The sequence below is a fragment of the Dehalococcoidia bacterium genome, from assembly GCA_030648205.1.
Lineage (GTDB): Bacteria > Chloroflexota > Dehalococcoidia > JAUSIH01 > JAUSIH01 > JAUSIH01.
Genome location: JAUSIH010000026.1, coordinates 40845 through 53491, shown reverse-complemented (window position 1 = coordinate 53491; position 12647 = coordinate 40845). Strand labels below are relative to the sequence as shown.

Below are 12647 nucleotides of genomic sequence, written 5' to 3'. Positions count from 1 at the left end.
GGGCAAAACCGCTGATGGTTTTTCCAGCAAAATCCCAACACATACTTTTTCGCTGTTGACTCGCTCTTCACAAGCTGTTCATAGCTTTGCAGGTCCATGGCACCATCCTACTCCTGGTGCCAGACCGTACTCAATCACCTTGTATAATTGGTGCGATCGGTCACAAAGATGGAACCCCAAGAGTTCAAACGACGACGCAAGCAGCTAGCACAGACAATATGGAACGCCGTCACTATCTACGCCATATGGAAGGAATTGCAGTCGAGGAGTGAAGAAGAGGCTGCTGGACTGAACCGCTACAAAGGGTTCTTCCAGCCAGTGCTATACGCGCTACGTCAAGCGTTCGTCGTGGAGTTTTGGAAGATCTTTGACCCGGACTCCCATGCGAATAGTCTCGACTCCTTGATTGCCGCCGCTAGGAATGAAAAGGTGGCGCTTGCGCCGCGTACATCAGACGATGAACTCGCCGAAATAGGCCGTCTCTTGAGGCCACATCGTAAAGTCATTGAGAGGTGGCGTCGTCTCCGAATAACTTCAGTACATGACGACGTGGCACCGCAGAAGCCGGATTCCCCTCTCATTATCCGTGAGGCTAACGCTATGGCAGAAGCGGCTGTAGACGCTTTCAATCGCCTATCAAGTGCGCACGACGGCCAGGCCTGGATCTTCCAATACCAACCAGGGCGTTCAGCATGGGAGACTAGAGAGGTGAAACGGATTATGGCTGAGGAACGAAAACGGGCTGGCGTCGTGAGTGACAACAGACAGTGGGGTCTCGAAGTCGCTGAGAAGATAAAGGACTCAGCCGAGAAACTCCGTATAGCGATAGATGACCGAGGTGCAAGTAAGGAATCTATGCGCCCACTTATTAAAGAACTTCAAGATGCAGCCCACAACATGTGGACTTTTTGGGAAAGCATGAATCGTTAGCCATCTGTGGTGCTGCCAAATCTGTGTGCTAACGCCTCAAGATATTCTAGCTTCGGGGCAAGACTAGCACTAAAAAGAGCTCAAAAATAGGCTGAGTTCTGGTTTCTGTACGTTTAGGTCCGCCAGGCGAGTCAGGAATCGCTGGCCAGCAGTTCCCTCAGCCTGGGCACCAGATCAGGCCGCAGGAAGTTCGAGTACTGTCCACACAGAGCCCCACCGCAACGCGTTCACCCGCTCCTGCGGCACGCTCAGCAGGTCGCGGCAGACGCAGGCGTTGTGCTGGCCGGGCGTCGGGGCGTGGTCTGTTTCGGTAAGACTTGTGGTCATACCAATGGTATGGTAATCTGTATGGCGGAGGCATAGTATGCGTCCGTCAGGCGTCGCCAAAGTCACCATCAGCCTGCCTAAAGGTCTGCTTGCTGTGGCCGACGGGCTGGCCAGAGAGCGCGCCAAGACCAGAAGCGGCGTAATCGCCGAACTTCTGGAGAAAGAAGAGCGCGCCCGCGTCGAAGCGTTGATGGAGCAGGGCTACCGGGAAATGGCCGAGGAGGACCGCCGCCTTGCCGAGGAGGCATTCCCGCTCGCCGGCGAGATGATGCGCAAGAGCACGCGGTGGGACGAGCGCGCCGATGGTTAAGCGGGGCGAGATTTACTGGCTCGAGCTTCCACAAACCACTGGCTCCGAGCAGGCGGGCCGTCGCCCCGTCTTGATAGTCCAGAACGACGTCGGCAACCGCTCCAGTCCCGTTACCATCGTCGCCGCCATCACATCGCAGCCACGCCGCCGACGCTACCCGTTCCACGTTCCCGTCACAGCCAAAGAGACCGGGCTTCGTCTGGATGGGACGGTCCTGTGTGAGCAGGTCCAGACAGTTGACCAGACGCGCTTGGGTGCATTGGCTGGCGTCCTAAGCAGGGGAACGATGCGGGATGTTGACGTGGCCTTGCACTGGAGTTTGGGGTTGGAACACTAGATACCCAACCCGCGCAAAGCCATGTGGTATGTGGCACTTGAAGGACCAAGAGCGGGCAGCGAACATCCTTTCGCCAGACCCCATCCCCTACTGCAGCACCTTCTTGGCCGCCAGCTCGTCCACCCGCTCCTGCGGCACGCCCAGCAGGTCGTGGCAGACGTAGGCGTTGTGCTGGCCCAGTGTGGGCGCGTGGCCGGTGATCTTGCAGGGCGTGTCGCTCAGCCGCCACGGCACCGCGGGCAGCGTGATGTTCCCCAGAATGGGATGCTCCACCTCCACCCACGCCTTCCGGTAGTTGAAGCCCGGGTCGAAGTAGTGGTCGTGGGCGTTCATGACCGGCTCCGAGGCGACGCCCGCCGCCTGCATCGCGTCCGCGGCGTCGCGGGGCGTCTTCTGGCGCGTCCACGCGCTCACGATGCCGTCCAGCTCCTTGCGATTGCGTACGCGCTGGACCACGTCGGCGAAGGCGGGCCTGTCCGCGATGTCCGCGCGCCCTATGGCCGTGCAGAACGCTCGCCACTCCTGCTCGCTGGCCACGGCGATAGCTACCCACGCGTCGTCGCCCTCGCAGGGGTATATGTTGTGCGGGGCCATTGCGGGGTGGAATGTCCCACGGGGAGTCGCCACGCGCCCGTTCATGAAGTAGTCGGCGAACGGCTCGCCCAGCAGCGCCGTCGCCGTTTCCACCTCCGCCACGTCAATCCACTGGCCCTGTCCGGTCTGCTCCCGGTGGTGGAGCGCCAGCAGGATGGCGATGGCCGCGTGGATGGCCGAATTGGCGTCCCCATAGCCGCGCTGGGGCATGACGTTCCGACCGTCCTCCGTGCCGACGAGCGATGTCGTGCCCGACAGCGCGGTTGTGGTCGGGGCGTACGCGACGATGTTGCTGAGCGGCCCCGTCGCTCCGGCGCCAGACATGGACTGCACGATGATGTCCGGCTTGATCTTGACCAGGTCCTTGTAGCCAATCCCGGCCCTGTCCAGCACGCCCGGCGAGAAGTTGTCGGTGGTCACGTCGGAGACGGCGATGAGCTTCCGAAGCAGCTCGTGCCCTTCCGGCGTCTTGAAATCAATGGTCAGACTCTTCTTGCCGCGATTGAGCGAGTGAAAGATGGGTTGCAGCTCCGGCTCGTTGCCCGCGTCGCCGCTCATGACATCGCCGACCATGGGGCGCCCGACGCGCATCCCGTCGAGCTTGGTGCGCGACTCGATCTTGATGACCTCCGCGCCGAGGTCGCTCAGGATTTCGCCTATCGCCGGGCCTGCCCACGCGGTGCCGAAGTCCAGGACCCGTACCCCTTGAAGCGGCAGTGTTTCAGTCACGACTGACCCCCTATGACCAGGCCCGCGGTTGTCGCGGGCGGTCGTGTATTTTTCATCTGGAGAGGGGAAGAAAACGTTTCTGGGGACGCCCCAGACCCCGGCGGGCCGCAGGGCGGCCCTGCACCCGCTTCGAGCGCGGGGGCTTGTGTCATTCCGAGTCCTTCCGGGGAAGGACTCGGAATCTCCCCGGAAACCTTCTGCGGGAGAGACCCCTCGCTTCGCTCAGGGTGACACAAACTGGAACGCCAACGTTAGAACGGGCCACTCTAGATAACTCCCGCCCGACGCATGTCCACAAGGTCGCTGGGCGTGTACCCCAGCCGCTCGCAGTAAACGGCGACGTTATGCTGGCCCAAGGTGGGCGCGGGCCTGTCCACGCGCCACGGCGACCCGGTCAGCTTGAAGGGAGCGCCAATCTGGCGGACGACGCCCGCCCGCGGGTGGGCCACGTCGGTGAAGAGGGAACGCGCCCGTGAGTGCGAGTCCTCCGCGACCTCCGCGACGGTGTGCACCGGAGCAAAGGGCACATGGGCCTCTTCGCACAGCGCGAATATCTCCTTCTTGGTGCGCGCCATGAACCATGGTCGCAGCAGCGCGTCTATCTCGTCCGGGTACTGCTCCGCCATGGCGCGGCGGTCCCGATAGCGCGGGTTCTTCGACCACTCCGGCGTGCCTATCACCTGCACGAAGCGCACCCACTGGTCCTTCTGTGGAGCGCTCAGGCTCACGTAGCCGTCCTTGCACTGCATCAGCGTCTGCGGATACCGCCCGATGGTGTTCCGAAACCCCTGCCGCCGACCCATGACGCCCTGGAAGACGAAGGCAGGCATGTACATGTCCTCATAGAAGCACGCGAGCACCTCGGCGATGGCGATGTCCACGTGCTGGCCCCTGCCCGTCCTGTAGCGCGCAAACAGGGCGGCCAGAGTCGCGCCCGCGGCGCTCAGCCCGCCCTGGTACTCGCTCTGGTCGTATGGCATCTGCAGCGGCTGGCCGTCGGGCATGCCAATGCCCCAGGAGAAACCTCCGGCGGCGTTCATCGTCAGGTCAGTCGCCTTGCGGTCCTTGTAGGGGCCGTCCATGCCCCACGGCGTGATGGTGGTCACCACGAGCCGGGGATGCGACGTTTTCAAGTCGACGTGGGTGAGGCCCGCGGCGATGAGGCGCGACGGCGCCGCGTTCGTGATGAAGGCGTCCGCTCTTTCCAGCAGCTTCAGCAGGATGGCCCTGCCCGTCGGGAGCGCGGGGTTGAGGGTGACGCCGTACTTGTTCGTGTTCAGGTACAGGAAATGGCCCGCCTTCTCGGGGTCAGGCATGTCGCCCGGGAAAGGCCCCATCCGACGCAGCGCGTCGCCCTCTGGCGGCTCCACCTTGATGACCGTGGCGCCGAAGTCCGCGAGCATTTTGCCCGCGTGGGCGGCGGAGATGCCGTCGCCATACTCAACGACCGTGAATTGCCCTGTCGCTCGTGCGGAAGGTCCCGTCGTCATCTCTTCATCCTTGTCTAGTACATCTTCTGGAGCAGGCCCAGTATCTCAGCCGCGTCTTTCGGCGGGCGCGGCGCCCCGTTCAGAGAGCGGTCCCTGAGCGTCAGCTCCGCCACCTTCGGCAAGTCTGCCTCCCTAACGTCCGCGTCCCGCAGGCGGCCCGGCAGGCCCAGCGTCTTGACCAGCCCCCGGACCTTCGCCGTCGCCTGCACGGAGGCCTCCTCGTCGGACACGCCGATGATGCCCATGGCCTCCGCGATGTGCCTCTGCCTCTCGAGTGTCACGGGCCGATTATATTCCATCATGTGCGGCAGGACGATGCACCCGCTCACGCCGTGGGGTACGTGGCACAGGCCGCCCAACTGGTGGCAGATGCCGTGCCCCAGTCCGAAGCCGCCCTTGCCCCCTCCGAACGCCGTCATCCAGTTCAGGAATTGCAGGTTCCCGCGGGCGAACATGTCGGACGGGTCGTCCACCGAGTGTTTCAGGTACCGGAAGACGATCCTGATGGCCTCCAGGCCCAGGCCCTCGGAGAACGGGCTGCGGTTGCGGCTCATGTACCGCTCGACGGCGTTCTGGAGTCCCTTGACGCCCGTGGATCCCCAGAGCCACGGCGGCGTCGCCGAGGTCATGACAGGGTCAAAAATGATGGTGTGCGGCACGACTCCCGGGTCTACGTAGATATCCTTGCCGCCCGTGGCGGGGTTCGTGATGCCCATGGAGGAGTTGAACTCGCCCGCGCTCAGCGTCGTGGGGATGACGATAATGGGGAGCTTGCGATGGGTGAACTTCGGCACGACGTAGGTGTTGGCTATGTGGTCGTAGCGGGTGCAGAGGGCGTCCATGTCCTCGCCCTCGGCCAGGACGAGCGCCGTGCCCTTCGTACCGACGATGGGGCTGCCCCCGCCGACGCCTATCAGGATGTCCGCGTTCGCCTTCCGGGCCATGCGCGCCGAGGCGAGCACGGCGTCGCGCGGGGTGTGCATGCGCATGCCGTCGAAGACCCCCACGCTGCGTTTGCCCAGGGCCTTCACAAGCCGGGGGATGAGGTCCGTCTTGTTGGCGAGCGTGTTGCCGGTGACGATGAACGCGCGCGAGGCGCCTATCTCGTCAAGCTCGGCGTTGATGGCGGTGAACGCCTTGTCCGGCCCGAAGATGATCCTGGTCGCCCCCGGGATTTCCGCCTCGCCCTCCAGCCGCTGGCCCTTCTCGCTCATGTTGTGTGCCTCCTGCAATGGTCGCTGTAACACCCGCGGCAGATGCGCCGCCCGCTGGATTATGCCATAAGTCATGGGAGGGGGACCTCACCCCCTTGGTGCCCCTCTCCAGATTTGGAGAGGGGGAGGAGAAATTGAAGTTGGGGGATACCCCCAGCCCCCCACCAGAAGGGGCTTCGCCCCCTCTGGACTCCTCCGGCCTACCACTCTTACAGCGGCTTTGTGGGCAGCTTCACCGGCCCCGACTGCCGGCTGGGCAGGACGACCGTGGCGCGGCACGGCGCCGTGATCTCGTCCCGCTGGTTCACCGCATGCATCTCCAGCTCCACCCGATGCTCGCCGTCCCTGACCGACTTCCCCACAACCTTGCCGCGGCACCACGTGGTGTCTCCGATGGCGTTGAACCGGCGCAGCTCGACGCGATGGTGCTTCAGGAACCCGTCGTCGCCTATCCAGTCGGTCGCGAGCTGGCTCAGCCACGTGATGCGCTGGGAGCCGTTGTCGTACGCGCCGGGCGCGCCGATGTCTTTGGCCATCCAGTCCTGCGAGTGAACGCGCGCCGGGGCCTCGATCAGCCCCGTCTCCGGGTTCGTGTACGACCAGGACTTGTGGCGCATCCGGAACTTGTGGTATAGCTCCATGCCGCCCACCATGCCCGCCGTGGCGCCGATGCCGACATACGCGGCGATCATATCCTGCTCGGAGAGCGGCCCCTTCACAAGCGGCGAAAGCTGCTCGCCGACCTGCACGTCCTCCCAATAGCGCGGAGTGGCCCCGCGCCGCTCGTGCTTGAACATCTCGTCAAAGATGCGCTCAAGCATCTCAGGGGTATACTTGGTCTTCTCGATGCCGGAGTACTTGCCCTTGGCCCGCCCGCCGCGCGTGGGCGTGCGGAAGACCGTCTGGACGCGCCGGCACATGACCTCGTTCCGCTGGTTGCGGTACATGTGCTCCATCTGCTGCTCGATGAACGTGCCGGAGAATTGGCCCTGGCGCTCTTTGACAGCCAGGACCCTGGTCGTGGTGACAATCTGGTCTCCCTCATAGACCGGCAGGAAGAACTCCAGCTCGTCAATGGCCCAGAGGGCGTGGACACCGGGCAGGCCCACGCTCATCACCTTGCGGCCCGTCTCGACGAAGAGCGGCGGCGCCACCAGGCGGCCCCATCGGGTCTTTGCGGCGTACTCCTTGTCCGACCACAGAGGGTTGCCGTCGCCCATCCCCCACGCGAAGTGGCGGATGGTGTCCGACGCGGCATAGTCGTTGAACTGCTGCATGCCGCGCAGCTCCACGCCGACGAGGGCGCGCAGCTTCGCCAGCCCCTCGGGAGTGATGTCGCCGACGTGCACGGGTTGGGTCGTCATGACGCGCCTCCTTTTTCACGATGGTCCTTCCGTCCCTGAGACGGCGCGGTCCCTAGCAAAGACTGATAGTCCTCATCATATGTCCTGGCGGACTCCTTGCCGGGTCGCCCGCCCTCGCTGGCGGCGCCATGCACAGTGGCGACAGGGCAGTCGCCGATGATGCCCTGCTCCTGGAGCGATTGAAGCTCAGAGCCGGAGAGGCCGATAAGCCCGCCCAGTACCGCCGCGTTGTCCTGCCCCAGCCCGGGCGCGGGCGACTCAAGGTGACACGGCGTGGCGGACATCCGCACCGGTATGCCCGTGTGCACCCGGTCGCCCACGCCTGTCTCCGGCAGGTGGCGCACCACGGGGAAGGCCCCGCGCTGCCGATAGTGCTTGTCCAGCAGGGCGTCCTTGCTCGTCAGCACGCGCCCCGCGCTGAAGCCCGCCCGCTGCAGGCGCTCCATCAGCGCCTGGGGCGCATGGGCCTTTGTCCACGCCGCGATGACGCCGTCAAGCTCGTCGTGGTGCTCCGCGCGCGCCGCGAGTGTCGCGAAGCGCGGGTCCTCGGCCAGTTCCGGCCTGCCCATGAGCGCCGCCAGCGTCCGCCACTCGCGCTCCGACGTGACGGACAGCGCAAGCCACTCGTCAAACCCGGCGCAGGGGTAGCAGCCCTGCGGCGCGAACGCCGGATGGCGGTTCCCCCGCGGCTTTGCTATCCTACCGTTCCAGTCCGCGTCCAGGAGCGCCTCTGTCATGGCGGACGCGCCGATCTCGTACATGGCGAGATCAATCCACTGGCCCTCGCCCGTCATGTCGCGGTAGTTCAGGGCGGCCATCACCGCGAACGCCGCGTGGTACGCCGCGGGGATGTCGGTATAGGGCACGCCGGACTTCATCGGCCCCTCGCCGGGGTAACCGGTCATGTAGGTCAGGCTCGACGTGGCCTCCAGGCCGGAGCCGCGGCCCGCATAGTCCCGCCACGGCCCGGAGTGACCGAAGCCCGTAATGGATAGCATAATCAGGTCGTTTCTGACCTTCCGAAGCGAGTCGTAGTCCAACCCGAAGTTCGCCATGACGCGGGGCGTGAAGTTCTCCGCCACCACGTCGGTCACCGCCACCAACTGTTTGAACAGCGCGCATCCCTCCGGCTTCGTGAGGTCCAGCGTGATTCCCCGCTTGTTCCGGTTGACGTCGTTGAACCGCCCGCCCCTGTTCCAATACCTCTCTCCGGGGATGCCGTCGGGGTAGGAACCGGAGCGGACCATGTCCGGGTGGACCGTGGACTCCACCTTGATGACCTCCGCACCCATGCCGGCGAGGAACTGGATGGCGATGGGCGCCGCCCATTGGTGGCCCGCCTCCAGAATGCGGATTCCGTGCAGGGGCATTCCCTCAGTCTGCATGGCTACGCGACCCTCTTCTCGCGGAGCGCCGCCACGTCGCCGGGGTCGAGCCCCAGATGACCGCACAGCACCTCTTCCGTGTGCTCCCCCAGCAGAGGCGCGCGGCCCTTTCGCCACGGGCTCGCCGAAAGCCGGAACGGCGGGCCGGGAAGGCGTACCGCACCCGCTACGGGATGGTCCTGGACTGTAAAGAACCCCCGCGCTTCCAGTTGCTCGCAGCGCAGGAGGTCCCCCGCGTCCTGCACAATGCCGAACGGCAGCCGCCACTCCTGGGCCTGGTGGAACAGCTCCTTCTTGCCCTGTTCGACCAGCCACTTCTGGACGTGGCGCTCAATCTCCTCCGTCCAGCGATGCCGGCCCTCAGCGGAGGCATACCGGGGATCCTGGAACGCTTCTATGCCAGTGAAGGCGACGAAGTGTTCCCAGTCCCGATTATTCCCCACCTGAGGCACGACGTAGCCGTCCTTGCACGGCATGATGTTGTGCAGAGGCAGGACCTGACCCGGACGACGCCAGCCCACGACACCCATGTAGGTGTAATCCACAACCTGCGTTCGGATGACCGTGGTGATGCACTCGCTGATAGCGATATCCACATGCTGCCCCGCGCCGCGGCCTCTCCGTGCGTAGAAGGCGCCCAGCGCGCCCGCCGCCGCGACGGAGCCTGCCAGATAGGGGCCCTGGGCCAGGCCCAGCTTCAGCGGCGCCCTGTCCGGCGCGCCGTTCACGGCCACCAGACCGCCCATTGCCTCCAGCACCAGTTCCGTGGCCCGGTAGTCACGGTACGGCCCCGTCTGTCCGAAGTTGGAGACGGACACCAGGACGACCGCGGGGTTCGCCGCGCGCAATGCGTCCGGGGAAAGCCCGAACGACGCCATGACCCCCGGCGCAAAGCTCTCCACCACCACGTCCGCCTTCGCGGCCAGGCGCAGGGCGAGCGCCCGCCCTTCCGCCGACTTCAGATCCAGCGTCACGCTCTTCTTGTTCGTGTTAAGGTACAGGAAGAGGCCGCCCCGCTCAGGGTCTGGCCGGTCGTCGGGAAAGGGGCCGAACCATCGCGCCATGTCTCCCGTGCCGGGCCGTTCCACCTTCACCACATCCGCGCCATAGTCGGCCAGGAGCTTGGTGCAGTAAGGCCCTGCCATCGCATGTGTCAGGTCCAGGACGCGCATGTTGGTGAGTGCGCCGCGCACTGCTCCCCCATTGCGCGTCCCGGCGCTGCGTGTGGTCATGAAGCCTCTAGCCCTCGCCTTCGTCCGCCGCGTTCAAGCGGTAGCCGCGGGCCAGAATATCCTGCTGGATGGTCTGAGAAGGACTGACGCCGTCCACCCAGACCTTCGCCACAAAGCGGCCATACCTGTCCTTGCGGACCGGGACGAACTGGACCACCTTGTCCTGGACCAGCCGCTGGTTCAAGCGCCGCGCCACCGCCCCGCCGGGGGCCCAGACCGATGGCGCATGGAATTCCTCGTACCGCAATTCTGTGCCGTTCTCCAGCTCGATCATGCCGCCGTCCACGACGCAGATGCACTTGGCGGACTGAGCGCCGGAGGGCGGGGTCTCCCGCACGAGCCGTAGAGCGGGCCGCGCGGGCGCCGACTGTGGCAGGCTCGCCACGGCCGTCCCCTGCACCGCCTTCTCACCCCGCTGGTTTTCAGCCCACAGGCGGCATTCCACCAGGGCCTCGTCACCCTCGGTGAACTTCCGCGTCACCTCGCCCTTGCAGAACGTGGTGTCGCCGACGAAGTTGACGCTGCGGAGTTGCACGTCCATCTTCTTCAGGAAGCCGTCGTCGCCGACCCAGTCCGTCATCAACTGCGACATCCACGAGATGCGCTGCGGGCCGAGGTCGTAGGCCCAGGGCAGACCCGACCGCTGGGCGTAGTCGTCCTCCCAGTGGACGCGGGCGGGGATGTCCGGAATCCCCTGCGGGTTCTTCGTGGCGGCGCCGGGGTGCTGGCGGCGGTAGATGAGGTTGAGGGAGTGGGCATAGTGGTACGGATTGCCGCCGCCGCCCCATCCCATGCAGTAGGCGATGATGTCATTGGTCGTGATGGGGCCTTTGACGAGAGGGGGAAGGACGTCGCCCACCTGCACCTGGCTCCACAGGCGGGGAATGTCACCCTGCTCCGTATGGTGCATCACCTGCCGCTCGATGTCGCGTATCTGCTGGTCGGTATAGACCTGCTTCTGGAGGTCGGCGTACTTGCCTTTGCTCTGGGCCGCGCTGCGGTCCGCCCGGATGGTCCACATGAAGCAGGAGCCTGCCAGCTCTCCCGTCTGGTTCTTGTAGTCCACCCGCCATGTCTGGATGACCTCCCTGCCGCCAAAGCGTCCCTGCTTTTCCTTCACGTCTGAAAGATAGCACTTGCTGGTGAAGTGGTCGTCCACGCGGATGGGCCGGAACCACTCCCACGTCCCGCCCGCGTGCAGCCCGTGCGCGCCGCGCAGCCCGTGATGGCGGTGGTACCCGGCGGCGTACAGGATGCACGGAGGCGCCGTCAGGCCGCCGAAGCGGCTCTTCCGCGCGTACGTCTCGTCTAACCAGAGGGGATTGAAGTCCCCCATGCCGAAGGCAAAGTGCCTGATGGCGTCCTTGCCCGCCGCCTCGATGTAGGGCTGGTCGTTGCCGACCAACTCCTGGCCAATCTGGGCCCTGAGCTGGGCGACTGTCTCGTCGGTGATGGTCCCTGCGTGCTTTTCCATCTGTTCTCTCCTTACCCTTACCAGAAGACTTTCTGTTCCTCAAGGTCCCGAGCCTCCTCGCCGGGCATGGCGAGGAGGGCCTGATAGACGTACTCGTTGTGCTCGCCTACGGACGGCGCCACGCGCCGAATATGACCGGGCGTCTTGCTCAGCTTCCACGGCATGCCGTAGATTGGCTCCACTCCCACGAGGGGATGGTCCGTCTCCACGAAGGCCTGACGGGCCAGGTGGTGCGGGTTGAAGTACAGGTCCTGGATGTTCATCACGGGCATGGCCGCCACGCCCTCGGCCTGGAGCCGCTCCATCAGGGCGTAGGCATCCTCGTTCCGCGTCCACTCGCTGATGACCGCGTTCAACTCCTTGCGGTTGCGCAGCCGCTGGTACATATCGGCGAAGCGGCCGTCGCTCGCCCACTCCGGATGGCCCGCGACGCGGCAGAGCGCCTGCCACGCCCCTTCCGTGTCCACCGCGATGGATATCCAGGCGTCGTCGCCCTGGCACCGGTAGGCGTTGTACGGCGCCATGCGGGGATGATAGTTCCCTTTGGCGCGCAGCACACGCTTGTTCATTGAATACTCGATGATGGCCTCCGCGTGGAACGCCGTGTCCGCCTCCCACTGGGAAAGGTCAATGAACTGGCCTCTTCCCGTCCGCTGGCGATAGTACAGGGCCTGGCAAACGGCGGTGGCGCCGGCGGTCGCGGCGGCGGCGTCGCAGTAGTGGGTCTGGCTTATGCCCAGCACCTCCTCGTCCTCATAGCCGATGAAGGCGGCCATGCCGCAGAGGGCCGCTATCTGCGAGGCGTAGGTGACGATGTGGCGCTTCGATCCCCACGCGCCAGGCCCCGACATGGAGATGAGTACGATGTCAGGCTTGACTTTGCAGAGGTCGCGATAGCCCAGCCCCAGATTGTCCATCACCCCGGGGGAGAAGTTTTCCGTCACTGCGTCGCTGACGCGCGCCAAATCCAGAAACGTCCGCCGGCCCTGCTGGCTTTTCAGGTCCAGAGTGATGGCCATCTTGTTCCGGTTCACCGCGTGAAACATGGGCTGCATGTTGGGCCACTTGCCCTCGTCGCCGCCCGCGATGTCGTCACCGATGATGGGGCGGCCCAGCCGGGTGCCGTCCATCCTCTGGTGCGACTCCACCTTGATGACCTCTGCTCCCATGTCCGCCAACAACTGGCCGAGCATGGGCCCGGCCAGGACACGGCCCAGGTCAAGGACTCGAAATCCGTCCAGCGCGCTACGTTCCATCGCGT

11 protein-coding genes are annotated in these 12647 nt (G+C 65.0%); 3 read left to right on the top strand and 8 right to left on the bottom strand.

Translation table 11 applies throughout. The annotated features are described in order from the left end of the window. Positions 1–168 precede the first annotated feature (168 nt). The 3 genes from Q7T26_03015 to Q7T26_03005 all read left to right on the top strand — a co-directional run bounded on the left by Q7T26_03015 (position 169) and on the right by Q7T26_03005 (position 1904). Positions 169–930 (top strand): hypothetical protein, encoded by a 762-nt coding sequence (locus Q7T26_03015; protein ID MDO8531127.1) that lies wholly within the window; start codon positions 169–171, stop codon positions 928–930. Between the two features lie 364 nt (positions 931–1294). Next, the gene (locus Q7T26_03010) at positions 1295–1567 is read left to right on the top strand and encodes a CopG family transcriptional regulator (GenBank protein MDO8531126.1); all 273 of its coding nucleotides are present in this window, start codon (positions 1295–1297) and stop codon (positions 1565–1567) included. After that, positions 1560–1904, top strand: coding sequence for a type II toxin-antitoxin system PemK/MazF family toxin (locus Q7T26_03005; protein ID MDO8531125.1), 345 nt, complete (start codon positions 1560–1562; stop codon positions 1902–1904). The genes Q7T26_03010 and Q7T26_03005 overlap by 8 nt, the downstream gene beginning before the upstream one ends. Before the next feature lie 87 nt (positions 1905–1991). Here Q7T26_03005 and Q7T26_03000 read toward each other — a convergent pair whose 3' ends face one another. From Q7T26_03000 to Q7T26_02965, 8 genes are all read right to left on the bottom strand, one after another. Next, complete coding sequence (locus tag Q7T26_03000; GenBank protein MDO8531124.1) at positions 1992–3227, bottom strand: CoA transferase; 1236 nt, start codon at positions 3225–3227, stop codon at positions 1992–1994. A 266-nt stretch (positions 3228–3493) separates the two neighbouring features. Next, the gene (locus Q7T26_02995) at positions 3494–4717 is read right to left on the bottom strand and encodes a CoA transferase (GenBank protein MDO8531123.1); all 1224 of its coding nucleotides are present in this window, start codon (positions 4715–4717) and stop codon (positions 3494–3496) included. A gap of 14 nt (positions 4718–4731) precedes the next feature. Next, positions 4732–5931 carry an iron-containing alcohol dehydrogenase gene (locus Q7T26_02990; GenBank protein MDO8531122.1) on the bottom strand — a complete coding sequence of 400 codons (1200 nt, stop codon included), beginning with the start codon at positions 5929–5931 and terminating at the stop codon, positions 4732–4734. A gap of 209 nt (positions 5932–6140) precedes the next feature. Further along, positions 6141–7295 carry a MaoC family dehydratase N-terminal domain-containing protein gene (locus Q7T26_02985; protein ID MDO8531121.1) on the bottom strand — a complete coding sequence of 385 codons (1155 nt, stop codon included), beginning with the start codon at positions 7293–7295 and terminating at the stop codon, positions 6141–6143. Beyond that, positions 7292–8680 (bottom strand): CoA transferase, encoded by a 1389-nt coding sequence (locus tag Q7T26_02980; GenBank protein MDO8531120.1) that lies wholly within the window; start codon positions 8678–8680, stop codon positions 7292–7294. The genes Q7T26_02985 and Q7T26_02980 overlap by 4 nt, the downstream gene beginning before the upstream one ends. A 2-nt stretch (positions 8681–8682) precedes the next feature. Then, a complete protein-coding gene (locus Q7T26_02975) occupies positions 8683–9912 on the bottom strand; it encodes a CoA transferase (GenBank protein ID MDO8531119.1) in 1230 nt (409 codons plus the stop codon). Between the two features lie 7 nt (positions 9913–9919). Then, positions 9920–11386 carry a MaoC family dehydratase N-terminal domain-containing protein gene (locus Q7T26_02970; protein MDO8531118.1) on the bottom strand — a complete coding sequence of 489 codons (1467 nt, stop codon included), beginning with the start codon at positions 11384–11386 and terminating at the stop codon, positions 9920–9922. Between the two features lie 17 nt (positions 11387–11403). Further along, positions 11404–12642, bottom strand: coding sequence for a CoA transferase (locus Q7T26_02965; protein MDO8531117.1), 1239 nt, complete (start codon positions 12640–12642; stop codon positions 11404–11406). Between the last annotated feature and the right edge of the window lie 5 nt (positions 12643–12647).

Excerpts from the sequence above, each read along its gene's own strand:
- Q7T26_02980 (MDO8531120.1), bottom strand. The coding sequence starts at position 8,680 with ATGCAGACTGAGGGAATGCCCCTGCACGGAATCCGCATTCTGGAGGCG.
- Q7T26_02975 (MDO8531119.1), bottom strand. The coding sequence starts at position 9,912 with ATGACCACACGCAGCGCCGGGACGCGCAATGGGGGAGCAGTGCGCGGC.
- Q7T26_03015 (MDO8531127.1), top strand. The coding sequence starts at position 169 with ATGGAACCCCAAGAGTTCAAACGACGACGCAAGCAGCTAGCACAGACA.
- Q7T26_02990 (MDO8531122.1), bottom strand. The coding sequence starts at position 5,931 with ATGAGCGAGAAGGGCCAGCGGCTGGAGGGCGAGGCGGAAATCCCGGGG.
- Q7T26_02965 (MDO8531117.1), bottom strand. The coding sequence starts at position 12,642 with ATGGAACGTAGCGCGCTGGACGGATTTCGAGTCCTTGACCTGGGCCGT.
- Q7T26_02995 (MDO8531123.1), bottom strand. The coding sequence starts at position 4,717 with ATGACGACGGGACCTTCCGCACGAGCGACAGGGCAATTCACGGTCGTT.
- Q7T26_03005 (MDO8531125.1), top strand. The coding sequence starts at position 1,560 with ATGGTTAAGCGGGGCGAGATTTACTGGCTCGAGCTTCCACAAACCACT.
- Q7T26_02985 (MDO8531121.1), bottom strand. The coding sequence starts at position 7,295 with ATGACGACCCAACCCGTGCACGTCGGCGACATCACTCCCGAGGGGCTG.
- Q7T26_02970 (MDO8531118.1), bottom strand. The coding sequence starts at position 11,386 with ATGGAAAAGCACGCAGGGACCATCACCGACGAGACAGTCGCCCAGCTC.
- Q7T26_03010 (MDO8531126.1), top strand. The coding sequence starts at position 1,295 with ATGCGTCCGTCAGGCGTCGCCAAAGTCACCATCAGCCTGCCTAAAGGT.